Below are 23,555 nucleotides of genomic sequence, written 5' to 3' on the forward strand. Positions count from 1 at the left end.
GTTCATAGCCTCCCGATGAACCGCTCCGGTTCGTCTCGTGTCTCGGCGATTGTCGCGAGATTCTCCGGGTCGTACTCGATGAGGGTGGGGGTGAACGGGTACACGCGATGATTGCCGATGCGCTTCTGTGGACCCAGGATGTCCCCTCGTTCGCGGAGTCTCGAGATGATCTCCGGGTAGAGCTTGTGCGAACCGACGTCGCTCACGCAATCACGGATGGCCTCTCCCTGCACCCATACCACTGGCCCCGTGGTATCGAGCGCGTCGAAGTTCGAGACGTCCTCCTCGTGTACGACATTCGTTGGTGCTCGGTCGAGTGCCTCGCGCGTATCGAAGGGGACGCTAACCCAGTTGCGTAATCGCGAAAGAACGTCATCCGAAATCGCATCGATGCTGTCGTAGTCGTCTCCCTCGATGACGGAGGCCACTTCGCGCCATACCGCTTTGAGCTCGTTCCAGTGTTCGTCTTCGACATCGACTTCGGCGGGGAAGAACGCGGCAACGTACTGCTCTTCGAGCTTCGCTGTCGCGCCACGCACCCATTCGCCGGGGGTGAACTCGATCTTCGCGTGATGGTCCTCCCTCGTAAGCTTGATGACGATTCGTCCGTTCCGGCCAGCTCGGTAGAAGTGGACCTCGTCAGTCTCGTCTAGTAGCTGCGTGACGACCGGGGCCTGAAGCGCCTTCGCGACTTCGTCGTGCCTCGCGTCGAGTGTCGAGCAGACCTTGTGGAAGGCGCCAGCAACGGCATCGCCATCGATACCCTCGCTTACCCCGTCACGGAGCTTATTCGCGATGGTCCCGCGCTTCAGGTCCGAAGTGTAGAACGTCCGGGACTGGGTCGAACTGTAGATGACACGGCGTTCGTTCTCCGGACCCGGCTCGGTGACACGAACCGAGACGCCATCGTCGGTCGACGTGAGGGTCAACTCAACGCCGGGAACGAGAGGGAGAGGCTCGCCCTTCTCAACCATTGTGGACCTCCTTCAGGGCTGCCGAAGTCGCACGAAACCTTCCGTCGACGACCGTGTAAACAATAAGGTCGGTCGACTCGACGGAGACCCCGAGTGCAAGGAGGTCGTCCGCCGTTAAAAACACCGCAACGCCGAGAGGTTGTCCCTGTGCGTCGCGGTTCATACGGGCGGTCCGCCGCGAAGGGGTGGTCTCGCTCATCGGATACACCCCTTCGTGTCGTCGAGAGGTCTCGCGATGAATCTCGATGAGCTTCGATCGTCAGAGACCTGGATACCGGGTATCCCGGGGATGGTGGTCGTCGTTCGCTTCGGGGCGGGACGTTGGGGCGCGTCCATACTCCCCTTATGACCATTGGGGTACATTCAATAGAGGACAAATCTAGATTTGTAGCCCTGATAAATATGAAACGGTGTGGATACCTGTTGAGCGAGACTGAGCGAGCGTTCCTTCGCGAGGGGGAAGTCCCAGCAGAAGTTCGATATACGGCAGGAGAGCTAGAAAAACGGGTGGAAGAGAAAGCGGCCCACCTTCCCGAGTTCTTCGAATATCTGCTTGAAGACATCCGACTCTACAACCAGCGAAATAAACTCGAGATAGCTCAATGGGGGACAAGCTGGCGGAAGTTGTTCAGTATCGGCGGTGACGTCGAAGTAGCGTTCAGGTATACTGCCCCACGAGCTTCACCAACTGGGGGTGTCATCGAATCACCGTCTAATGGCATCCGTACTGGACGTCGTTTTGGGCGGATGATGAGTCGGCTGGTACCGTCAGACGGACCGTTTGACCGCGAATCCGTATTAACGGAGTTCGCATGGGGAGTGCTCGAAGGAGTGTTTAATCATCCCGACGAGGAACGTCGCGCAGAACGCATCCACGATGCAGCGAGGCTATTCACTCAACGGGCTGAAGCAGAGCGACCGATTTACGCTCAGACGCAAGGAGATACGCAGCGAGTGTTCGGTCACTCATTTGACCGACGGAGACAGCGCTCCGAGGTCGTAGAACAGGTATTGCGGGAAAGGGGTGTCGAACCCGAACCCTGGGTGGTCGGACGGGCAACGAATCTGGTAGAGCAGTCGCTGGGAGAAAGTCCATATGACCAGCAGTGCGTGTGGGAAACCTTAGACGAGGACGAGCAGAGACAGCAGATTCGTGAGGTCGTGGTCGAACATCGGCTCGCTGAACGATATCGGTTGGTCGAAAGCCTGAGAGCAGATATAGAGCCGCTACAGAACAAACGGATACGGGGTGTCACAGGAGAAGAAGTCCTGTCAGTACTGTTTGAGGAAACAGAGTTGCCCCAGAACGGGGCTCCCTCCAGCGAGGAGATGTCCTCCAGAGAGATTGCGAAGAGAATCCAGCCAACGAAGGCGCACGGACTAGCAGGGAGTGTAACGTCGGTTGCCGAAGAGCTCTCGGGGCGAACGAATACAGAACCGTGGCGGAGTCGGCCACTTATCGACAAATCGGACGAGGGGTGGAAGCTAACCGCATATGGCAAGCTGTTCGCCGCGTATCACCTAGTTGACTCCGACTCGGCGGGTATCACCGTTGACCCACTTTGGCATCTACCCGAGGTGAGCATCGAATTAGCTCTAGAAGAGCTCATTGAGGGGAAGGAAGACGATGATTAGATATTCGAGATGTCTACCTCTTCCTGTATTTCCTCGGAAGAGCGAAGAGCCTCAACAGCAGTGTCTAACCCCTGATCCTCGAAATCTTTGCTCGTTGGATTGTATGGCGAAATCGCCCATGATTTAGGCTCTAAATCACCATTTTCGTTTTTCTTGAAGTAATAGACCCAGTGTCGGTTCGTTCCATCCCAGGTGTCAACTCGAACGGTGTATTCGCCCGTCGCTCCTTTCCCTAAGACGGTAATATCTTGGTTTGACATTTCTGAACGACATATACTGTGACGAGTAGGTCTCATAATTCCATCGTTCGTTGGGGGTACACACTAGTAGAAACCCGTTTCTTCACAAACGGTCGAAAATCAAGAACAAGGCCGAGCGCAACCGCGTCTACGCCTTCACCGAGATCCGCCGGTTGACGGGCGCGCTCCAGTTGCCGGACCACATCCGCGACCGTGCGTGCGTCCTCTTCGAGTCGGCCCAGGACGCGGACCTCCTGCGCGGGCGCTCCATCGAGGGGTTCGCCGCGGCGGCCGTCTACGCCACCTGCCGGGTCGACGCCGTCTCGCGGACGCTGGGGGAGGTCGTCGAGCGTGCGAAGGCGACCGACGCGGAGCTGAAGACGGCCTACGACGCGCTGAACCGCGACCTCGGCCTCCCGACCGGCCCCATCGACCCCCGCGAGTACCTCGCGCGCTTCGCGAGCGACCTCGACCTCCCCCGGGCGGTCGAACGCCGCGCGCGCGAACTCGCCGACGTGGCCCACGACCGCGCGCTCGTCTCCGGACGCAACCCCGCCGGCGTCGCCGCCGCCTGCCTCTACACCGCGGCGACCGAGAACGACTGCGACCTCACCCAGTGCCGCGTGGCCGACGTCGCCGACGTCACGCCGGTCACGCTGCGCTCGACGTACTACGACCTGCGCGAGGAGTAGACGGCAGTCGCGAGTTCTTCGAACGGTTCCGCACACTCGGTCGAGAGCGACGCGACCGGAACACCGGTCGTCGTCGCCGTCGCGACCGTCTCGGAGGCCGGTATCGTCGTCACGGGTGCGCCGAAGAGCCGTTCCACCCGCGAGACGGGGGGGTCCGCCCCGACGCGGTTGAGCGCGACACCCGCCAGCCCCGCGTCCAGTTCCCGGGCGAGCACCCGCGCTCGAATCGCGTCGGCCAGCGCGACCGACGACGGCGTCGTGACCACTACGCACGACTCGGCCGCGAGCAGCGCCAACCCCACGTCGCTGCCCAGCCCCGCCGGGCAGTCGACGACGACGCGACCGTACACCGACTCGACCGCCTCGACGGTCTCGACGAGCCGTCGCGGGTCGGCCGCCCGCGCGCCTCGAAGGGTTCGACCGCACGGCAGGAGCGCGACGGGGCCGTCCTCACGCACGGCCTCGACGGGGTCGGCGCGGCCGGCCAGCACGTCGTGGAGGTCGGGGCCGCGCGCGGTCGGCAGGTCTGCCATCCCGAGGTCGGCGTCCACGACGACCGCTGAGAGTGCCCGCCCGAGGTTGTACGCGACCGTGCTCTTGCCGACGCCGCCCTTCCCGCCGGTGACGGCGACCCTCACGCGAGACGCTCCAGCGTGTCGACCGGCACCTCGACGCCCGCCCGCTCGTGCAGGGTCGCGGCTCGCTCCTCGGCCACGCTGGCCGCGAGGCGCTCGCGGTCCGCCGCGAGCGCCGCCCGGAGTGCCCGTGCCCCCGCGAGGCCGCCGACGCGCTCCAGCGCCTCGGTCGCCTCGGCCAGCGAGTCGGCACCGGCCAGTCGCTCGGCGGCCGCGACGCGCGCCTCGATAGCCGCGAGCGCGTCACCTCCGGCGACGTCGAGGACGGCGCCCTCGCTCGACCGCTCGTCGGCGAGCGCGTCGTCGGCCACGGGGTCGGCGCACTCGCCGCTCGCGGGGTCGCGCTCGACTCCCCGTGCGTTCGACGGCTCCGGAACGGCCCCCCGCGGCGGACGGGGGTCGGAGAGCGCGCGGACGACCCCGTCCGGCGTCGCCGTCACCTCGGGCGCCCAGTCGGGTCGCCCGAACGCCGGGGCCGTCTCCCCGGGGGGCGCCCACGCCACCTCGACGCACCCCTCGGCCGGCGGTTCGGGCGTGGCGAACCCGACGGCGCGCGTCCCCTCGACTCGCCCCGTGAACTGGCCGTCCGCCCACCCTTTCGCGGGGACACCGTTGCGGCGTGGCGGCCACACCCGGTCGTACGCGGGGTCCAGTTCCACTCGTCGAGGACGGTCGCTCCGGAGGACGACCGAGACGAACGTCACCCCGCCGTCGCGGTGCTGCGTGCAGTCGACGTCCATGACGGCACTTGGCGCGTTCTCCCGGATAAACTACAGCCGGAGGGCGGGCGCGTCGAGCCACGCGACGGCCGCCTCGACGCTCGCGAAGCGGTCGCAGGCGAGGACGACGGGTGCGCGCGCCTCGCCCACCCGGAGCACGGCGAGCGCGGCGGTCGGGCCGTCGACCGCGAAGGGGTCCTCGGGGTCGGCTCCCGGGAGAGCCTCGACGGCAGCGCGGTACTCGCCCTCGACCCGCTCGACGAGGTGTCTGCGGGCGGCCCGGTCGAGGTTGGCGACCCGGTCCGCGAGGCGCCGTCGCTCCTCGCACGCGTCGTATCGCTCCCGGCGTCGCTCCCGGAGGGCACGCCACTCCTCGCGGGCGGCCTCGCGTTCCGTCTCGCGCTCGGAGAGCCGTCTGGCGACGTCGGTGAGGTCGTCGGCCGCGGCGCGGGCGGCCGCCTCGTCGCCGGCCTCGCGGAGCGCTCGCACCTCCCCGCGGCGGGTAGCGACGCGCTCGCGCAACCGCTCGACCCGTTCGCTGGCCGTCGCCAGCCGTCGCCGTACCTCGGTCGCGTCGGTTCGGTCCGGGGCGACGGCCTCGCGCTCGACGGCCGCCGCTCGCCGCGCGAGTCGGTCGCGCTCGGCGTCCTGTGGGGCGTCCAGTCCCCGCGACCGGGCGGCGGCCGCGAGCGCGGTCCGAACCCGGAGGGTCGTCCCCGGACGGACGACGCCGACGTGGTCGTGGAGGGGTCCCGGTGGCGGACACTCGACGAACGAACCGGGCGCGCGCACGGCCCGCGCGACCGTCTCGACCGACAACGCCACGTCCCGGAGGTCGAGCGCCCGCCCCTCGCGCGTCCCGCCTCGGAGGTGGACGCGCACGTCGTCGCGACCGGGCATCCGTCACAGGTCCCGGCCGGCGAGCGCCTCCGGGTCGGGGTGGTCGCTCCCGGCGGCGAACGCGGCGTACGGGAGGCTCCGGCGCTCGCGGGCCTCGTAGGCGCGGGCGGCCCGCCGGACGCGCTCGGGGACGGCGTCGAACTCGTTGAACGGCGCCACCCACGAGAGTTCGACGCTCCCGGGGTGTTTCTCGCGGAGGCGCAGCGCGTGGAACGCGGCGAGTTCGGTCGGTTCGAACAGCGCGACGCGGCCGAACCGCTGTACGACGCACTCCTCGTGCGCCCGGTGGACGTTCCTGAGGCTCCCGCGGGCGGCCCGCGAGTGGGCGATGACGAGCAACACGCCCCGAGGTGGACCCCTCCACTCGCAAAAACGTTCGGATTTCGTACTTATCGGTCGACCCGTTCGACGTCGAACGGGTCGGGGTCGGAGACGAGTTCGCGGAGGCGCTCGCGGGCCGCCTTCGGGGAGGGTGCCAGTACGACGAGGCCGTCGACGGTACCCTCGCCGCTGGCGCGGTAGGCGTCCTGCTCCTCGAAGGAGGTGGCGTAGGTGCGGAGGACGCCCCGGACGCGCCGCTCGGTGGCGGCGAGGTCGGCCTCGCCCGCCTCGAACTCGCTCAGCGCGTCTTCGATGTTCCGCAGGGCGGATATCCGGTCCATCCGACTGCCGAGTGTCGAGCGCGGGGTATAAGTCTCCTGTTCGCTCAGTTCGGCGCCGGTCCCGCCCGGCTCTGGGCGCGCCACCCGCCCGACAGGTCGCACTCGGCGCGCTCCGCGTACTCGATTGTCGTCTCCCGGCTCACCTCTCCCTCCCCTTCCACCCCCTCGACGACGAACACGATGTCGTGTGAACTGCCGCAACAGCCCACGTCGCAGAACTCCTCGAAGCGCTCGCCCTCCTCGAACGTCTCGTGGGTCCGTTTCAGCCACGCCCGGAAGTGCTTCGTGGCGATCTGCTGGCGACCCCAGGCGCTCAGGTCCTCGGGGTGCGAGAGGACGACTCGCGTTATCATGGCCGACTGTTGGCGGCCGGACGGCATATGGCTGGTGGGGCGGGTTTCGCCTCCGGCAAGTCGCCCCGTCTCTCGGCGGCTTTTCAGTCCGGCGGTCCTCCTTCCGCCATGGTCGACGTGTCGCCGACCGACCTCGACGGACGAGTCGCTATCGTGACCGGTGCCTCCTCGGGTATCGGCGAGGAGACGGCGAAGGCGCTCGCGGAGGAGGGCGCACGCGTCGTGCTCGCCGCCCGCCGCGAGGAGCGCCTCGCCGCCCTCGCAGACGACATCGAGACGGCGGGGGGCGAGGCGCTCGTCGTCCCGACGGACGTGGCCGAGGAGTCGGAGGTGCGGGCACTGGTCGACGGCGCGGTCGAGGAGTACGGCCGCCTCGACGTCCTCGTCAACAACGCGGGCGTGATGCTCAACGAACCGTTCCTCGACTCGGAGGTGGACCACTACGAGACGATGGTCGAGGTGAACCTCCTCGGCCTGATGAAGGCGACGCGCTTCGCCGTCGAGGCGATGCGCGAGACCGACGGCGACGGCCACGTCGTCCAGCTCTCGTCGGTCGCCGGGCGCAAGTCCCTCCCGAGTCACGCCGCCTACAACGGGACGAAGTTCGGCGTCAACGGCTTCACCGAGTCGCTCCGTCAGGACACCGTCGGCGAGGGCATCCGGACGACGCTCGTCGAACCGGGCGTCGTCGACACCGAACTCCAGGAACACATCCCCGACGACGAGGAACGCGAGGAGACCGAGGCGATGGTCGAGGAGCTGGACCCGCTCACGCCGACCGACATCGCGGCCGCCATGACGTACGCCGTCACTCAGCCACAGCACGTCTCCATCAACGAGATACTGGTCCGGCCGACCGAACAGGAACTCTAGACCGTCCGGAGGTGGTCGGTCTGGGGTTCGTAGACGTCCCCCTGCCGACGGAGCTTCTCTATCTCGTGTTCGGCCTTCGAGCGCTCGATGCCGGCGGCCTCGGCGCGGTCGAGCACCTCCTCGACGGGCGCGCCCTCGTCGTACTCGGCTTCCACCTCGCCGATGATGCCCTTGATGTCGCGGATGCGGTCGCGCTGGGTCTTCGAGGTGCCCGTCTCGACGATGTCGGCGTCGAACTCGCCGGTCTCGGGGTCCATCCCGATGTCCTCCAGCGAGGACCGGACGATTTCGATGACGCGCTTCGCGTCCTCGCGTTCGACCTCGTCGGAGAGGCGCACCCGTGCCGACGCCTCCGCCAGCCGGACCAGCCCCTCGAGTTTGCGGGCCGTCACGGGAACCGGCGCGTCGCCGTCGGCCCCCTGCGAGCGGAGGTCGACGTAGAACTCCTCTATCTCGTCGCGCGCCTCCTCGGTCATGACCGGGAAGCAGGTGCGCTTGGCGAACGCGATGTACTTGCGCAGCACCTCCGCGTCGATCGTGGGATCGACCTGCTCGGTGACCGTGTCCACCTCGTCCTGCGAGACGTTCGACGTGCTCACCTCGGTCCGGTGGGTGTTCAACTCCCCCGCGTAGTTCGTCTGGATGATGTGCGCCGCGAGGTCGCGGTCCCGGCTCGCGTCGGGCTTGTCCGTGATGGTGAAGATGAGGTCGAACCGCGAGATGAGCGCGGGTTCGAGTTCGATCTGCTCGCCGATGGATTCGTACTCGTCGAAGCGGCCGTACTTCGGGTTGGCCGCGCCGAGCAGCGAACAGCGGGATTTGAGGGTGGCGTTGATTCCGGCCTTGCTTATGCTGATGCTCTGTTGCTCGAGCGCCTCGTGCATCGCGCTGCGGTCCTCCGGACGCATCTTGTCCAGTTCGTCCACCGCCGCGATGCCCTGGTCGGCGAGGACGAGCGCGCCCGCCTCCAGCGACCACTGCTGGCCCTCGCCGAAGTCGTCGCGCACCGCGGCGGCGGTGAGCCCCGCCGACGAGGACCCCTTCCCGGAGGTGTAGACGGACCGCGGAGCTATCGAACGAACGTACTGCAACAGTTGGGACTTCCCGGTCCCGGGGTCCCCGATGAGGAGCATGTGGAAGTCGCCACGGATGCGCGAGCCGTCGGGGAGGTGCTTCGTGACGCCGGAGAACAACTGGAGGATGATGGCGAGCTTCTCGTTCTCGTAGCCCCAGATGGAGGGGGCCATCGCGCCGACCATCTTCTCGTAGATGTCCGGGTCGTTCGAGAGTTCGACGATCTCGCGCTTCTCCTCCTCGGTGATGTCCATCTCCTCGAACTGCTCGTCCTCGATCTCGACCGAGACGCCCTCCATGAAGATGTCGAACATGGCGGACTTCTGCTGGCCGGACTCCTGCTGGTCGAGGTGGAGGACGCCGACCACTTTCACGTGGTCCCCGGCGGTCACCTTCCCGGTGATGTCGTCCTCGATGTGGACGTCGATGTTCTGGGGCGTCTCGCCGCCGCGCAGCCCCTCGGGTGACTCCTGGACGCGTATCTTCTGGGCGTCGACGAACTCCGACTGGTCGAAGTTGATGCGGAACGGCCCCTGTCGCTCGCAGCCCTGACACTCGTGCGGTTCCTGGAAGTCGCCGCCGGTCTGGGGGATGCGCGTCAGCGTGCCACAGCGCTGGCACTCGAAGGCCGCCTGCTGGACCTTCGGACGGACGTCCGTCGCCTTCCGGACGATGCCCTGGACGCTGAGCAGTTGTCCCCGGTGGCGCGCCCGGATGGCCCGGATGTCGGTCGTCCGGTCGAGGTCGCGCGCCCGGACGTGCGCCTGCCCGAGACTCACGTCGACCGGCAGGTCGTACAGTCTGAGGGCCTCCTCGGCGTACTCCTGGAGCTGTCCCGGCTGGTTGCGGTACTGCTCGGCGAGTTCCGGGTCGAAGCGATAGAGGTCCGTCCAGGAGATGTACAGCGAGCGCTGGTCGTTGGGATACTTCCGGGCGAGTTCACCGATCTCGTTGCGGTAGTACGTCCGGTAGAACTCCTCGAACGAGTCGATGATGTCGGTATCCTCCGCGAGCGCCATTACCGTGGCTTGCGCCCGTTCGGATTAAAACCTTCCCACAGCGGAGTGAAAGTGACCCCGACACGCGGTCACGCCCGCCCCGCGTCCTTCTTGTCGCTCGGGTGCCTACGCATCGATGTGACCGTTTCACCGACCCTCGCCTCCGGCGTCCGGTTCCTGCGCGAGCGCGGCTACGACGTGACGCGCCCGGACGACCGAGGTGAGCCGGACGCGCTGGCGACGCCGACGCCCGCCGCGCGTCCCCTCCTCGACCACCTCCCCGACGACGAGCGGTCGGTCGCTATCGAGCGCCTCGAGACTGTCGACCCGACGACGGTCGTCGAACGCGTCGCCGGGGCCGTCGCCGCCGACCGCCTCTGCGCGTTCGTCGCCTCCGCAGCGGACGCCGAGGCCATCCGCGACGTCCTCACCGACCCGCCGCTCGTGGTCCGAGAGACGAGCGCCGGCATGCGTACCTTCTACGCCGCGCCCGACCGCATCCGCCTCGCGGACCGCGGGTTCGCCCTCTGTCGACGCTTCTTCCCCGAGTTCCGCTGGGAGGAGGTGCCCGTCGGCGAGGGCGCGCCCCGCCTGGTCCTCTACGACGACGGCGAGGTCGTGGCGGTCCTCGACTCCACCGCCTCGCTCTCCTGTCCCCCGGCGCGCGCCTTCCCCTACTCCTACGCCCGGGCGGACGACAAGCGCATCCACGTCGCCGACCGCGAGGGCCACCGCCTCGCCAGTTTCCCCACCATCCGTGCGATGAAGCAGGCCGGCTACGCGCCGGTCCCTGCGCCGCTCGTCCCCGAACACGTCCTCGACGGCCGGTGCGACGTCGCCGACGACTGGGCCGTCCTCGTCGACGAGGACGGGGTCGTCGCGCGCGCGCTGACCGACCAGGGCGACGGCCGGCCGGCGGCGTGAGCGGGAGTCACTCCTCGTCGGTCGTCTTCTCGTCGGTCGTCTTCTCGTCGGTCGTCTTCTCGTCGGTCGTCTCCTCGTCGGTCGTCTCCTCGTCGGTCGTCTCCTCGTCGGTCGTCGAGATGCCGACGAACTGCCAGTGGAGGCGCTCGTCCCCGTCGACGTGCCGTTCGTTCGTGACGTGGTAGACGTAGGGGCCGTGGGGACACTCCGGACAGCCGTGCTCGCAGGGCTGGCGCTTGTGGACTTCGACGTATCCCGGGTGGTCGACGACGCGGACGATCTCCTCCCCGGGCAGCGGCCGTATCTGCGGGGTCGGGTCGTGGTCGGCCGAGAGGAGTTCCTGCGCGTAGATGACCGCCATCCGGAGGCTGTGTCCGTTCAACGCCCGCAGCCTCGCTGCGACGTCGTCCGGGAGACCCTCCGGCGGTCGCGGGGACGGTTCGTCGTCGTTCATCGGTCCCACTAGCGCCCCCTACCCTGATGTGTCTTCGTGGCGACCACGGATTCCCCGGCGGCGCGACTCTCCTCGAACAGTGACCTTTTTGCGGCGGTCGCTGGTAGCGTGAGGGGAACAGCGGTCCGCTGTAACTGTTGGTCCCCATGTCGAGAACGACCGTCGATTACCGCTCCGCACTCAGCTACCTCGGGACGATACTGAAGAGCCTCTCGCTGGCGCCGCTCGTCCCGGCGCTCGCCGCGCTGTACTACGGCGAGGCGCTCCTCCCGTTTCTCGTCACGACGGCCGCGATGGCGGGCGTCGGCGCGGGCCTCGAACGGGCCGAGACCGACCGCCACCTCGGCAGCCGCGAGGCACTCCTGATGGTGAGCGTCACCTGGCTGGTCGTCCCGCTCTTCGGGACGATTCCCTACCTCGTGGCGGGGCAGGGGACGGTGGCCCACCCCGTCAACGCCCTCTTCGAGAGCATGAGCGGGTTCACCACGACCGGTGCGACCGTTCTCGGCGAAATCTCCTTCGAGCGACACTCGCGCTCCGTCCTCCTGTGGCGACAGCTCACCCAGTGGCTCGGCGGGATGGGTATCATCGTCCTCATGGTCGCCATCCTCTCGGAACTCTCCGTCGGCGGCGCGCAGATAATCCGCGAGGAGTCGCCGGGCGTCTCGATAGAGAAACTGACCCCGCGGATTCAGGAGACCGCCCGCGCGCTGTGGAAGATATACCTCCTGTTCACGGTCGCCGCGGCCGCGGTCTTCTACGCGCTGCACCTCCTCGGCCTCGCGCCGAACATGGACCTCTACAACGCCGTCGCCCACGCGCTGACGACGATGCCGACCGGCGGCTTCTCCCCCGAGGCGCGGAGCGCGGAGGCGTTCTCGCCGGCGATTCAGTGGGCGATGGTGGCCTTCATGCTCGTCGCCGGGACGAACTTCGCGCTCCTCTGGTACGCGTTCCAGGGCCGACCGAGCCGACTGACGGGCGACTCCGAGTTCCGGGCGTACCTGTTCGTCGTCGCCGTCGTCGGCCTGCTCGTCTCGGGGTTGCTGTTCCTCGGTGTGGGGCTGGCCGAGACGCCGACGAACGTCGGCGTCATCCCCGGTGACGTCGAGAACGCCCTCCGACAGGGCGTCTTCCAGACCGTCGCCATCGTCACCACCACCGGGTACGCCAGCATGGACTTCAACACCTGGGGGGAGGTGGCGCAGCTGACCCTCCTGTTCGCCATGTTCCTCGGCGGCTCCGCCGGTTCGGCGGCCGGCTCGGTCAAGATAATCCGGTGGTACGTCGTCTACCGGGCGACCGAGCGCCAGTTGTTCACGACCGTCCACCCCGAGGCGGTCCGCCCGCTTCGCCTCTCGCGGGGCACCGTCGACGAGTCGACGGTTCAGGACATCTTCGTCTTCGTCTTCCTCTTTCTCCTCCTGTTCACCGGTTCGACGGTCCTGCTCTACCTCGACGCGCTCCGCGTCGGGCTGGACATCACCTCGCTGGAGGCGACGAGCGTCGTCATCGCGACGCTCGGCAACGTCGGCCCCGGGTTCGGCCTCGCCGGCCCGATGAACAACTTCCTCCCGTTCTCGGTGCCGGCGAAGCTCTACATGGTGTTCCTGATGTGGATCGGCCGCCTCGAGGTCCTCTCGGTCCTGGTCGTCCTCACGCCGACGTTCTGGCGCAGTTGACGACCGGGTAACGCAGCACCATGGGACATGGGTCGTCCCCGCCCCGGGACGGCGCTACCCGAACAGCCGCTCGCGAACCGAGCGCGCGTGGGGTCGCTCCGCCAGCAGGACCGAGGTGTCGAGGTCCTCGAGCACGGACAGCGCGAGCGACCCGCGTACCACCCGCGAGAGCAGTCCCTCCTCGGTCGCGCCGACGACCACCAGCGTCCGGTCGGTCGCCGCCGCCTCGATGGCGCGCTCGACGTCCCCGGTCTCGACGAGCAGTTCGGCGTCCGCGAGGCCGTGGTCCGCGGCCCACTCCGCGAGGAACGCCCGACCGGACTCGGTCTCGCCCTCGTCGGCGACGTAGAGGACGGAGACGTCCGCGTCGACGGTGTGCCTGAGCGCCCGTGCGACGCCCGCGGAGAGGTCCGACGAGTAGCCCCCAGCCGTCGGCAGGAGGACCTTCGAGGGGTCGAACCCGCGCTCGTTGAGCACGAGGAAGTCACAGGGGAGGTCCCGGGTCAGTTCGTCGAGGGTCCCCTCGACGCGGCCGCCGGCCAACCGCGCGCCGCCGTAGCCCATCACCACGGTGTCGACGTCGTGGGTGCGTGCCGCCTCGAACACCTCCTCGACCCCCCGGTGGGAGAGGATGGTCTGCGTCTCGACGGGGACGTCGAAGCGTTCGGCGTCCGCCCGCGCGTCGGTCAGGAGCCGCTCCGATTCGCGCGAGAGGTTGGTCCGCTGGGCGGCCGCCGCCGCGAGCGACGTCTGGTCCGGCACCTGGACGACGTGCGTCGCGAGCACCTGTCCGCCCTCGTGCTTCGCGATGGCTCCCCCGAGGGTCATGAGCGCCCGTTCGGTCCGGGGGTTCGAGAGCGCGACCATGACCGTCGACGCGCCGTCGGCCCGCGCCGCGCTCTCCGGGGCGACGGTCTCCGCGGCGGTGACGACCGTCTCGGGCATCGTCTCGCCTCGCGTCCGGATGTACTCGCCGAGGAGCCCCTGTCCGTCGGTGTGGCGCCGTGCGTACGCGAAGTACCAGACGACGGCGCCGACGACGAACGCCGCCGAGAGCGCGAGTTCCCGGCTCCCGACGAACCCGAGGAGGCCGAGCGACAGGACGATGCCGAGCAGCGGCGTGAGGGGGTAGAGCGGCACCCGGAAGTCCGGGTCGTACTCCGGCGCGTCGGCCTCGCGGAAGACGATGAGCGCGGCGTTCATCAGCGCGTACACGACGAGGTGGAGCACGCTCGCCGCCTTCGACAGCACTTCGAGGTCCTGGCCGAGGAGCGCGATGAAGACGACGATGAGCCCCCCGGTGAGGACGATAGAACGGTAGGGCGTGGCGAACTTCGGGTGAATCTCGTTGAGCCAGTTCGTGACGATCTTGTCCCGGCCCATCGCGAAGTTGATGCGCGCCGAGGCGAGGATGGAGGCGTTCGCGCTGGAGGCGGTCGCCAGGAGCGCGCCGAGGGTGACGACGGTGACGGCGACGCCGGCGAAGCCGCCGGGGAAGGCGGCCCGCGTGGCCTGCGTCAGCGGCGCGCTCTGGCTCAACTCGGGCCACGGGACGACGCCGAGCATGATGCTCACCAGTATCGCGTAGAGGACGGTCACGATGGCGACGCTCCCGATGATGGCTATCGGGAGGTTCCGACCGGGGTTCTTCAGTTCCTCCGCGACCGTCGCTATCTTCGCGTACCCGAGGAACGAGACGAACACCAGCGCGGTGCCGGGTAACACCGCGCCGTATCCGAGCGGCGCCAGCCCTCCCTCGCCCGTCAGCGTCGCGTAGTCGAACGACAGCCACCCCTGGAGCGCGAACAGCCCCAGGATGGCGAGCAGGAGCGTCACGATGACCGTCTGGACGCCGCCGGTCTCCTTCGCGCCGACGTAGTTCACGAACACGAACGCGCTCCCGGCGACGAGCGCCCCGACCTGGATGTCGCTGAGGAAGGCGATACCGGGAACCGGGGCGAGGGTCGTGAGGTACTGACCGAAGCCGATGCTGTAGAAGGCGCTCGCGAACGCGAGGCCCATCCAGTCGCCCAGACCGGCGATGGAACCGAACAGGGGGCCGAGCGCCCGGTTGACGTAGTAGTAGCCGCCGCCGGCCTTCGGCATCGCGGTGCCGAGTTCCGAGACCGAGAGGGCGTTGACCATCGCGATGACGCCCCCGACGACGAAGGAGACGACGACGACGGGACCGGCGGCTCTGGCCGCGACCCCGGGGAGGACGAAGATGCCCGCGCCGATCATCGTCCCGATGCCGATGGTCATCGCCGAGACGAGGCCGAGGTCCTTCGCGAGTTCCTCGTCGCTCATGTGGCGACCACCTCGGGGTGCGCCAGCGGGGTCGTGCGAGCGACCATCGCGTCAGGCCACCTCCGTCTCCGCTTCGGGGAGCGCGAGGACCGGACGCGGCGGGGCGGTCACGAGACGGGTCGCCGTGTCGCCGGCCAGCAGTCGCGCGAGGCGACCGCCGCCTCGCGGACGGAACGCCACCGCCGTCGCGTCGGCGTCGACCGCCTCCTCGAAGACCGTCTCGACGACGTCCGTGCCGAACGCGGTCCGGGTGTCGACCCCGACGACGTCCCCGAGGGTCGCCTCGACGATACCCAGGAACGCGGCGGCGTCCTCGCGCCGCTTCTCGACCGGCGCCTTGTCGACCGCGTTCGGGCGTTTCTCGATGACGTGCAGCGCGGTGACGCGCTCGACGGCGTCGAGGTACGGCCGCAGCGCGGCACACGTCGCGTGGGCGTCCTCGTCGCTCGCGACGGGGACGAGGACGTGGTCGAGTAACACCATCGACTCAGTGCTCACGGCCGACGACGTGCGTCGGCCGTGCCGTCCGCGGGTCGGCCGTGCGTCGCCCGGCGCGAGTGGTGGCGTGTCGACGTCGACACCCGGTGTACACCGCGTTCTGCCGTCCGGACCGTGCCGAAACGATGGGGGTCATGCCCGGCGCTACGGACGGAATACGCATAATAGCTCCGAAATAATTACTCGTTCAGTAATCTACACGGGCAAATATTAATGATTGAGCAATGCGGTGGTTCGGGACAGGGGTATAACGTCTCGTGCCGAGAGACGGGCGTATGGAGTATCGGCTCGACGAGATCGACCGCCGTATCGTCTACGAACTGATGCGTGACGCCCGGAACACCTCCGCGCCGACCATCGCGGAGGCGGTGAACGTCTCGCCGGGGACGATTCGCAACCGCATCAACCAGCTCGAAGAACACGGCGTCATCACGGGGTACACCGCCGAGATAGACTTCGAACGCGCCGACGGCCAGCTGACCAACCTCTACGTCTGTAACGCGCCGGTCTCCGAGCGGAAGGTCCTCGCCCAGGAGGCGAGCGCGATTCCCGGCGTCATCAACGTCCGGGAGCTGATGACCGGTCGCCGGAACCTCCACGTCGTCGCCGTCGGCGAGGACACGGAACACCTGCGGCGAATCGCCCGGGCGCTCTCCCGGCTGGGTATCGAACTCGAGGACGAGACGCTGGTCGAAGCCGAGACGCACAGCCCCTACACCTCGTTCGGACCGGACGAGGCGGTTCCCGCCACCGAGGCGACGGACTTCGTCAGCCTCACCGGGGAGGCGAACGTCGTCAACGTGACCGTGCCGGACGAGGCGCCCATCGTCGACCTCACTCTGGCGGAGGCGGCACGGGACGGCGTCCTCGACGACGACTGGCTCGTCATCGCCATCGAGCGCGGCGACCGGGTGTTGACTCCCCACGGGACGACCGTCGTCCAGTCCGACGACATCGTCACCGTGCTGTCGAGGAGCGGCGACACCGACCGCGTGCTCGAGGCGTTCGCCGCGACGGAGGCGCTACGGGACGAAGGGTGACGTGACCGTGACCCCCGGGTCGGTCCCGGGGCGCGAGACGTCGGACGACCGGCCGGCCTGCCGGGTGGCGTCACCGCCAGTCGTCGACCGCGACGACGCGGGTGGCCCATATCCAGGCCCCCGGCGTCTCGCAGTCGTACAGGAGCGAGCCGTCGCCGCCGATGTCCAGAATCACGTACACGGTCTGTTCGGTCGGCGGCGGACCCGTCGGCGTATCGTCTCCCTGGACGTTCATGGGGTATCACTCCTCGGTGGACGGCGCGGCGTACCGCCCGGCGCACGCCCCGCGCGTCGCCCGACATCGTCCGCCACGAACGCCCGACCTCCTGTTGGTGGTCCGACAGGGTGTGCCGTTCGCCTAACCGGTTAGGGTCGCGTCCGCCTAGCCCACCCGTCGGACACCGACTCGCGACGGGACCTCCTCGAACCCGTCACTGACCGCGCGCGGGGAGTGAGTATCTATCCGACGCCGACGCCTCCGTTTTTTCGATAGTTCGTCGAATATGAGGCGGAACTTCTGAGTATCTTGGTGTAATTGACCTCTAAAGACAACGAGTGACTGAGTTTCGAGGGATTTAATTGCCCGGGGTGATTCGACGGCGTACAGGGCGGGAATCGTACCGCTCAGCCACGAAACGGACGGCAGAGAGACACACTATGACATCCAGAGACACATCTACGCGGTTCGGTCGGCGGAACTTTCTGAAGACGGTCGGCGCGCTCGGCGGCGCGACGGCGCTCGGCGTCGGGGGCCGCGCGCTGGTCGACGCACGCGACGAGTTCGTCGAGGTCAACGTCGGCTACGCCGAGGAGAGCGGCCTCGACGCCGCGCTCTCGGCGGCGGACGACGTCGTACGGGAGTTCGACTTCGACGCCCTGACGCTCCGTCTCCCGGCGGACGTCGTGGGGTGGCTCGCGTCGCGCTCGGACGTGCGGTACGTCGAGGGGAACGGACAGTTGCGGCTCCTCGACGACGAGTCGGGCGAGGACCGGCCGGCCGAACAGACGCTCCCGGGGGGTGTCGAGCGCGTCGGTGCCGGTCGCCTCCACGAGAGCGGCGTCACGGGTCGCGGCGCGTCCGTCGCCATCGTCGACACGGGTATCGCGAGCGGCCACCCCGACCTCGAGTCGAACCTCGGCGGGGGCAAGGCGTTCGCCGAGCGCGAGGAGGAGGTCGTCGTCGACGAGGACGAGGACGGCACGAGCATCACGATTCGCGACGGCGAGGACGCGACGGGCCCGGCGTGGCAGGACACCCACGGCCACGGGACGCACTGCGCGGGTATCGCGGCCGCCGCCGACAACGGACGCGGGGTCGTCGGCGTCGCCCCCGAGGCGACCCTCTCGGCGGTGAAGATAGGCACCGCCGACGGCATCGACGCCGCCGACGTCGCCGCCGGCATCGAGTTCGTCGCCGACGAGGGGATGGACGTCGCGAACCTCAGTATCGGCGAGGAGACCCCTTCGCAGGTCATCGCTGACGCCTGCACGTACGCCCACGAGCGGGGCGTGTTGCTCGTCGCGGCCGCGGGCAACGCCGACGAGGGCGACGACAACTCCGGGATTCGCTACCCGGCGGTCTTCGAGGAGGTCGTCGCGGTCGCGGCGACGACCGGCACCGGCGACATGGCGGAGTTCTCGCTGACCGGCCCCGAGGTCGAGGTGGTCGCGCCCGGCGAGGACGTCTACTCGACCGCACCGAACGAGGCGTACGGCGAGAGTTCCGGCACGTCGATGGCGTCCCCGCACGTCACCGGCGCGGCCGCACTCCTGCTCGGCGAGGGGTACTCGAACGAGGAGGCGCGCCGGCGCCTCCGCGAGAGCGCGCGGGACCTCGGCCTCGACGAGTCCGAACAGGGGAACGGACTCGTCGACGTCGCGGCGGCGCTGGACCTCGACTGACGTACGCCCCCGGGAGGTGCTTCCTCGCGTGAGCGTCACGCGTTCGAATTACCCCCGAACGTGTCGCTCCGATACGAACTCTCTTGAACTCCTCTCGGTACCAAGGGGGGAACCGACGGCCGCGGGGAAACCGCCCCGAACGTCTCGCGCCACCTGGACGCTGACGTGCGGGACGGTTCGACCGCGTCTCCCGACGCACGTCGCCCGTTCGAATCCGACGTCCGGTATCGGCCGAAGCACCACATACAGGAATTATTACATTATTACTTCTATGAATATAACTGATATCCGCAACAACCTCGGTAATAAGGTACCACACATTTTCGTCCCGACCGCAGATTTCATACCTAATATGACACGTTCGCGTTCGAACGTCGACACTACGCTCCTCGAGACCGTAGTGGAGACGACGACGAACGGCGTCGTCATCCTCGACGACAACGACGTGGTGGCGTTCGCCAACCGCGTCGCCGAGCGACTCCTCGGGTACGACCCCGGCACCCTCGCCGGCTCCCCCGTGAGTCGCCTCTTCCCGGACGAACAGCTCTCGACGCTCGAGATCGTCCGCGCCTGGACGCCGTTCGAGGTCGACCCCAGCGACGGTTTCGAACGCGAGTTCACGATGCTGAACCGCGAGGGACGGGAGGTCTCGGTTCGCCTCTCCGTCCGCGAGACGGAGTACGAGGGGCGACAGTTCTACACCGTGGCGTTCCGGGAGGCGCCGGAGTACCCCGACCCGACCCACTGGCTCAGCACCGAGCGCCACCGTCGCGCGACGCTGTTCGAGACGTCGAGCGACCCCATCGTCGACTGCGACTTCCGCGACGGCAAGCCCGTCGTCAGGGCGGTCAACGACGCGTTCGAGAGCGTCTTCGGGTACGACGCCGACTCGGTCGTCGGCCGCCCGCTCGACTCGGTCCTCGTCCCAGACGAGGAACACGACCACCACCGGTCGCTCGTGCGGCGCCTCCTCCACGGCGAGCAGGTCCGCGCGGAGGTCCGTCGCCGGACGGCCGACGGCCCCTGCGAGTTCCTGTTGCGCGTCTTCCCCTTCGAGGCCAGCGGGAACTCGGGCGCCTACGCCATCTACACGGACATCTCGGAGCGAACCGAGCGAGAGCGGGAACTCCGCGAGGCGAAAGAGCGCTTCGAGACCGTCTTCGAGTACGCCAACGACGCCATCCTCATCTTCGACCCCGAACGCAACCGGTACGAGCAGTGCAACCCGCAGGCGTGTGACCTCCTCGGGTACACGCGCGAGGAACTGCTCTCGCTGCCCCCGGCCGACATCCACCTCACGGAGTGGGACCTGTTCGAGGAGTTCATCGTGACCGTCGTGCGCGACGGGTCGGGCTGGACCGACCAGCTCTGCTGTTTCACGGTCGACGACGAGGTCCTCCCGACGGAGATATCGGCGTCGCGTATCGAGATAGACGACCGTCCGCACGTGCTCGCGCTCGTCCGCGACGTCTCCGAGCGACGGAAGGCCGAACAGGAGATCCGCCAGCGCTCGGCCGCCATGGAGACGACGACCGACGGCATGGCCATCCTCGACGCCAACGGCAAGTACCTCTACGTCAACGAGGCCCACGCCGCCATCTACGGCTACGACGACCCCATCGACCTCGTCGGCGGGACGTGGACGCAACTGTACGACGAGGACGAGGTCGAACGGCTCGACACGGAGATACTGCACGCCGTCAGGCGCGACGGCCGCTGGCGCGGGGAGGCCGTCGGCCGGCGGAAAGACGGGAGCACGTTCCCCCAGGAACTGACGCTCACCGAACTCGACGACGGCGAACTGGTGTACGTCGTGCGCGACATCACGGAGCACAAGGCCCACGAGCGGAAACTCGAGGCGCTCAGCGAGGTCAGCCACGAGTTGATGGTCGCGGAGGACACCGAGGCCATCACGCGGCGGACGCTCGCGACCCTCGGCGAGGTCCTCGAGTCCGACATCGCCTGCATCAGGCTGTTCGACGAGGACGCGAACGCGCTCGAACTCGCCGCGACGACCGACGAGGCGCAGGCGCTCCTCGACCGCCACCTCGCGTTCGACCTCGACGCGACGCTCGCCGGTCGCGCCTACCGACACCAGGAGGTGGTCGTCGCGGAACGCGACGAGGACGTCTCGAACCGCCTGAGCGTCCACCTCCCGCTCGGCGACCACGGGACGATGACCGCCTTCGTCCGGCCGGCCGACACCGACGACCCGGACGTCCACTACGCCGAACTGCTGGCGGCGGGCGTCAGGGTCGCGCTCGAACGCAGCGAGCGCGACCGGATGCTCCGCGAGAACGAACGCGAACTCCGCCAGCAGCGCGACCAGCTCGGCACGCTCAACGAGATCGCGACCCTCATCGAGGAACTCATCCAGCGACTGACGAGCGCGACGACCCGCGAGGAGATCAACCAGACCGTCTGTGACCGACTCGTGACCTCCGGCTTCTACGAGCGCGCCTGGATCGGTGCCGCGGACGTGACGGACGAGGACGTCACGCCGACGGTCGGCGCCGGCATCGACGACGACTACCTCGACGCGCTCGACACGATGCCCACCTCGGAGATCGGAAACGGGGTCGTCGTCCGGGCGATCCGGACCGGGGAGGTCCAGATCGTGCGACAGTACCAGCTCTCGGAGGGCGAACCGGCGCTCGTCGGCCCCGAGACGGACCCGCCGCACGAGATGGAGGCGGTCGCCGCCGTCCCTCTCATGTACGGGAGCCAGATATACGGCGTCCTGGTCATCGACACCTCGCGCGAGGACGCCTTCGGCGAGACGCCGCGGGCCGCCCTCGGGGTGCTCGGCGACGTCGTCGGGTTCGCCATCAACGCCGCGCTGAACCGCAAACTCCTCCTCTCGGACACCATCGTCGAACTCGAGTTCGAGGTCGACGACGACCGAAGTACGGTGGTGTCGCTGTCCGACCGCCTGGGGTGCCGCTGTCACCTCGAACACGAGACGGCCCTCCAGGGCGGGGCGTTCCTCTCGTACCTCCGGCTCTTCGACGTTCCGCTGGACGAGGCGCTCGCCGCCGCCGAGGCGATGCCGTCCATCACCGAGTCCCGGGTCGTGGGGGAACACGACGGCGACGTCCTCCTCGAGGTCACGAAGACGGAGTCCACGTCGAGCGTGCTCATCGAGGTCGGCGCGACGGTCCGCACCATGACCGCCGAGGAGGGCGTCGGGCGCCTCGTGGCGGAGGCCCCGCTGACCGCCGACATCCGCGACGTCGTCGAGGCGTTCAGGCGGCGCTACCCCCACTCCGACCTGGTCGCGAAGCGGGACGTCAACCACCCGGTCAAGACGGCCGCCGAGTTCCGGGGGGAGGTCGAGGAGGCCCTCACGGACAAACAGCGCGTGGCGCTCGAATCGGCCTACGCGTCGGGCTACTACGACTGGCCGCGGGAGAACACCGCCGCCGAACTCGCCGACTCGCTCGGCGTCTCGTCGCCGACGCTCCACCAGCACCTCCGGAAGGCCGAACAGAAACTCCTCGACGCGTTCATGAGCGGAACCGACGACCACTGAGCGTCGAGCCTCCTCGACGCGCACGAACGCGCCCCGTCCTCGCCCCGTTCTCGTCCTGCTCTCGCCCCGTTCTCGCGCCCGCTCGGGTCACGAGCGTCCGTGACGCCGAGGCCGCCGACCGGCCGGGTCACTCCCCGCGGCGGGCAACTCATGGCCGCGTGACGGTAGGTCCGGTTGTGGCCGTCACCCATCTATCGTAGGTCCCCCGCGCGCTGGCGCCGCCCGGGACCCTAACCTCGTCGACTCCGTGCGGCCGACGGCGCTAGGTCGACAGTTCTCGTGGTTGGCAGTTCAACCTCGAATCGTCCCCCCGACCGGGGCATCGAACACATCGAACGACGTGATACCAATGACAGATATCGACATGCGACAGGCGTTGAAGTCCGCGTTCTTCATCGTCGTGGTCGTCTCCGTCGTCCTCGGCTCCATGGGCGCACTCGCCGCACAGAGTGACTCCCAGGGAGACGGGAACGGGGACGGGGACGCCGAGAGCGACAACGTGACGAGAGACAGCGCGAACGACGGCGGCGATGGTGCGGTCGAAGTCGAGAGCGTCGACGACGGCCTCGACATCGAGAGCGACGACCAGTCCATCACCCATAGTGACGGCGACGTCGAAGTAGAGAACGACGACGACGGCCTCGAGTACGAGACCGCCAACGACGGCGAGGACGTCGACCTCGAGAGCGACGACTTCGAACTCGAGCAGGACGCCGACGGCGCCGAAATCGAGAACGACGACCTCGACTACGAGAGCGCCGACGGCGACCTCGACTTCGAGAGCGTGGACGGGCCCGTCGACATCGAACTCGACGGCGAGACCGGTGAGCTCGAGATCGAGACCGCCGACGGCAGCATCGAGGAGACCGACGGCGAACTCGAGTACGAGACCGACGACGTCGAGTTCGAGAACAGCGGTGACGGCGACGTCGAGTACGACGACGGCACCAACGACGTCGAACAGGACGGCGACTTCCTCGAAGTCGGCGGCGACAACGGCTTCGACGTCGAGAGCGACGGCGAGCAGGCGGACGTGGAGTACAACTGACTCCGACCCTGACTCGACGGATACCACCTCGCGGCCCTTTTTCGGTCCGGCGTCCCGGACGTCCCCACGACCGACCCATGGCACTGCTCACCAGTGTCCACGTCGTCCCGTCAGTTCGTGACGCGGCCTCAGCGCGTATGCGCCTGCGAAGCGTCCACTGGACGATGACGAGTCCCTCTGAGCGACCCAGTCGACTCGCGAACGGCACGTCGCACCCCTCCTCGACCGCGTCTCTCATCGCGACGTCCATCAACCGACGCGGGAAGAGCAGTTCGACGGCCCCGAGGAGCAATCGGACGACGTACGTGCCCGGTCGCTCGTCGGCCACCCGATTGACTGTCGTCCTGACGACAGAGACGGACGCGCTCCGGTGACGGTCGGACGCACGAGACTGCCAGTGAGTGTGTGCGGCCA

Annotated in this window: 22 protein-coding genes and 1 pseudogene; 9 read left to right on the plus strand and 14 right to left on the minus strand. The window is 68.1% G+C overall.

Annotated features, from left to right (window positions below):
• Positions 1-2: 2 nt before the first annotated feature.
• On the minus strand, positions 3-974 hold the full coding sequence (locus tag P1Y20_RS12015; protein ID WP_304448899.1) for a hypothetical protein: 972 nt from the start codon (positions 972-974) through the stop codon (positions 3-5).
• Positions 967-1,173, minus strand: coding sequence for a hypothetical protein (locus tag P1Y20_RS12020; protein ID WP_304448900.1), 207 nt, complete (start codon positions 1,171-1,173; stop codon positions 967-969). The genes P1Y20_RS12015 and P1Y20_RS12020 overlap by 8 nt, the downstream gene beginning before the upstream one ends.
• A 224-nt stretch (positions 1,174-1,397) precedes the next feature.
• On the opposite strand from P1Y20_RS12020, the gene P1Y20_RS12025 reads away from it, so the two are divergent.
• A complete protein-coding gene (locus P1Y20_RS12025) occupies positions 1,398-2,609 on the plus strand; it encodes a hypothetical protein (RefSeq protein WP_304448901.1) in 1,212 nt (403 codons plus the stop codon).
• Here the strand turns inward: P1Y20_RS12025 and P1Y20_RS12030 are convergent.
• On the minus strand, positions 2,606-2,869 hold the full coding sequence (locus P1Y20_RS12030) for a hypothetical protein (protein ID WP_304448902.1): 264 nt from the start codon (positions 2,867-2,869) through the stop codon (positions 2,606-2,608). The two genes, P1Y20_RS12025 and P1Y20_RS12030, sit on opposite strands and share 4 nt — an antisense overlap.
• An 83-nt stretch (positions 2,870-2,952) precedes the next feature.
• Between P1Y20_RS12030 and P1Y20_RS12035 the strand changes: the two are divergent.
• Positions 2,953-3,540, plus strand: a pseudogene (locus tag P1Y20_RS12035) (transcription initiation factor IIB); the annotation flags it as partial.
• Here the strand turns inward: P1Y20_RS12035 and P1Y20_RS12040 are convergent.
• From P1Y20_RS12040 to P1Y20_RS12065, 6 genes are read right to left on the minus strand one after another with little or no spacing between them, the layout of a single operon-like run.
• The gene (locus P1Y20_RS12040; RefSeq protein ID WP_304448903.1) at positions 3,519-4,178 is read right to left on the minus strand and encodes a nucleotide-binding protein; all 660 of its coding nucleotides are present in this window, start codon (positions 4,176-4,178) and stop codon (positions 3,519-3,521) included. The pseudogene P1Y20_RS12035 and the gene P1Y20_RS12040 overlap by 22 nt on opposite strands.
• Positions 4,175-4,915: a DUF7857 domain-containing protein gene (locus P1Y20_RS12045; RefSeq protein ID WP_304448904.1), complete on the minus strand. Its 741-nt coding sequence runs from the start codon at positions 4,913-4,915 to the stop codon at positions 4,175-4,177. Before P1Y20_RS12045 ends, P1Y20_RS12040 begins: the two co-directional genes overlap by 4 nt.
• A 30-nt stretch (positions 4,916-4,945) precedes the next feature.
• Entirely contained in the window at positions 4,946-5,794 is an 849-nt protein-coding gene (locus P1Y20_RS12050) for a DUF7856 family protein (RefSeq protein WP_304448905.1), read from the minus strand.
• Between the two features lie 3 nt (positions 5,795-5,797).
• A complete protein-coding gene (locus P1Y20_RS12055) occupies positions 5,798-6,136 on the minus strand; it encodes a DUF7855 family protein (RefSeq protein WP_304448906.1) in 339 nt (112 codons plus the stop codon).
• Positions 6,137-6,183: 47 nt separating this feature from the next.
• The gene (locus P1Y20_RS12060; RefSeq protein ID WP_304448907.1) at positions 6,184-6,456 is read right to left on the minus strand and encodes a DUF7854 family protein; all 273 of its coding nucleotides are present in this window, start codon (positions 6,454-6,456) and stop codon (positions 6,184-6,186) included.
• Positions 6,457-6,500: 44 nt separating this feature from the next.
• On the minus strand, positions 6,501-6,809 hold the full coding sequence (locus P1Y20_RS12065) for a DUF7968 family protein (protein ID WP_304448908.1): 309 nt from the start codon (positions 6,807-6,809) through the stop codon (positions 6,501-6,503).
• 108 nt (positions 6,810-6,917) lie between these two features.
• On the opposite strand from P1Y20_RS12065, the gene P1Y20_RS12070 reads away from it, so the two are divergent.
• On the plus strand, positions 6,918-7,682 hold the full coding sequence (locus P1Y20_RS12070; RefSeq protein ID WP_304448909.1) for an SDR family oxidoreductase: 765 nt from the start codon (positions 6,918-6,920) through the stop codon (positions 7,680-7,682).
• Here the strand turns inward: P1Y20_RS12070 and P1Y20_RS12075 are convergent.
• Positions 7,679-9,775, minus strand: coding sequence for a minichromosome maintenance protein MCM (locus tag P1Y20_RS12075; RefSeq protein ID WP_304448910.1), 2,097 nt, complete (start codon positions 9,773-9,775; stop codon positions 7,679-7,681). The genes P1Y20_RS12070 and P1Y20_RS12075 overlap by 4 nt on opposite strands.
• 117 nt (positions 9,776-9,892) lie before the next feature.
• Between P1Y20_RS12075 and P1Y20_RS12080 the strand changes: the two genes are divergently transcribed.
• Positions 9,893-10,678: a hypothetical protein gene (locus tag P1Y20_RS12080; protein ID WP_304448911.1), complete on the plus strand. Its 786-nt coding sequence runs from the start codon at positions 9,893-9,895 to the stop codon at positions 10,676-10,678.
• Between the two features lie 7 nt (positions 10,679-10,685).
• On the opposite strand, the gene P1Y20_RS12085 is transcribed toward P1Y20_RS12080, so the two are convergent.
• Positions 10,686-11,132 (minus strand): hypothetical protein, encoded by a 447-nt coding sequence (locus P1Y20_RS12085; RefSeq protein ID WP_304448912.1) that lies wholly within the window; start codon positions 11,130-11,132, stop codon positions 10,686-10,688.
• A gap of 146 nt (positions 11,133-11,278) precedes the next feature.
• Between P1Y20_RS12085 and P1Y20_RS12090 the strand changes: the two genes are divergently transcribed.
• On the plus strand, positions 11,279-12,814 hold the full coding sequence (locus tag P1Y20_RS12090) for a TrkH family potassium uptake protein (protein ID WP_304448913.1): 1,536 nt from the start codon (positions 11,279-11,281) through the stop codon (positions 12,812-12,814).
• A gap of 54 nt (positions 12,815-12,868) precedes the next feature.
• Here the strand turns inward: P1Y20_RS12090 and P1Y20_RS12095 are convergent, their stop codons facing one another.
• The gene (locus P1Y20_RS12095; protein WP_304448914.1) at positions 12,869-15,121 is read right to left on the minus strand and encodes an amino acid permease; all 2,253 of its coding nucleotides are present in this window, start codon (positions 15,119-15,121) and stop codon (positions 12,869-12,871) included.
• A gap of 51 nt (positions 15,122-15,172) precedes the next feature.
• Complete coding sequence (locus P1Y20_RS12100) at positions 15,173-15,619, minus strand: universal stress protein (protein ID WP_304448915.1); 447 nt, start codon at positions 15,617-15,619, stop codon at positions 15,173-15,175.
• A 275-nt stretch (positions 15,620-15,894) separates the two neighbouring features.
• Between P1Y20_RS12100 and P1Y20_RS12105 the strand changes: the two genes are divergently transcribed.
• Positions 15,895-16,659 (plus strand): Lrp/AsnC family transcriptional regulator, encoded by a 765-nt coding sequence (locus tag P1Y20_RS12105; RefSeq protein WP_304448916.1) that lies wholly within the window; start codon positions 15,895-15,897, stop codon positions 16,657-16,659.
• A gap of 70 nt (positions 16,660-16,729) precedes the next feature.
• Here the strand turns inward: P1Y20_RS12105 and P1Y20_RS12110 are convergent, their stop codons facing one another.
• A complete protein-coding gene (locus P1Y20_RS12110; protein WP_304448917.1) occupies positions 16,730-16,894 on the minus strand; it encodes a hypothetical protein in 165 nt (54 codons plus the stop codon).
• Positions 16,895-17,316: 422 nt separating this feature from the next.
• On the opposite strand from P1Y20_RS12110, the gene P1Y20_RS12115 reads away from it, so the two are divergent.
• The 3 genes from P1Y20_RS12115 to P1Y20_RS12125 all read left to right on the plus strand — a co-directional run bounded on the left by P1Y20_RS12115 (position 17,317) and on the right by P1Y20_RS12125 (position 23,141).
• Positions 17,317-18,561 carry a S8 family peptidase gene (locus P1Y20_RS12115; protein WP_304448918.1) on the plus strand — a complete coding sequence of 415 codons (1,245 nt, stop codon included), beginning with the start codon at positions 17,317-17,319 and terminating at the stop codon, positions 18,559-18,561.
• A 352-nt stretch (positions 18,562-18,913) separates the two neighbouring features.
• The gene (locus P1Y20_RS12120; RefSeq protein ID WP_304448919.1) at positions 18,914-22,093 is read left to right on the plus strand and encodes a PAS domain S-box protein; all 3,180 of its coding nucleotides are present in this window, start codon (positions 18,914-18,916) and stop codon (positions 22,091-22,093) included.
• A gap of 349 nt (positions 22,094-22,442) precedes the next feature.
• On the plus strand, positions 22,443-23,141 hold the full coding sequence (locus P1Y20_RS12125) for a hypothetical protein (RefSeq protein ID WP_304448920.1): 699 nt from the start codon (positions 22,443-22,445) through the stop codon (positions 23,139-23,141).
• Positions 23,142-23,555 lie beyond the last annotated feature (414 nt).

The organism is Halomarina ordinaria (assembly GCF_030553305.1).
Taxonomy (GTDB): domain Archaea; phylum Halobacteriota; class Halobacteria; order Halobacteriales; family Haloarculaceae; genus Halomarina; species Halomarina ordinaria.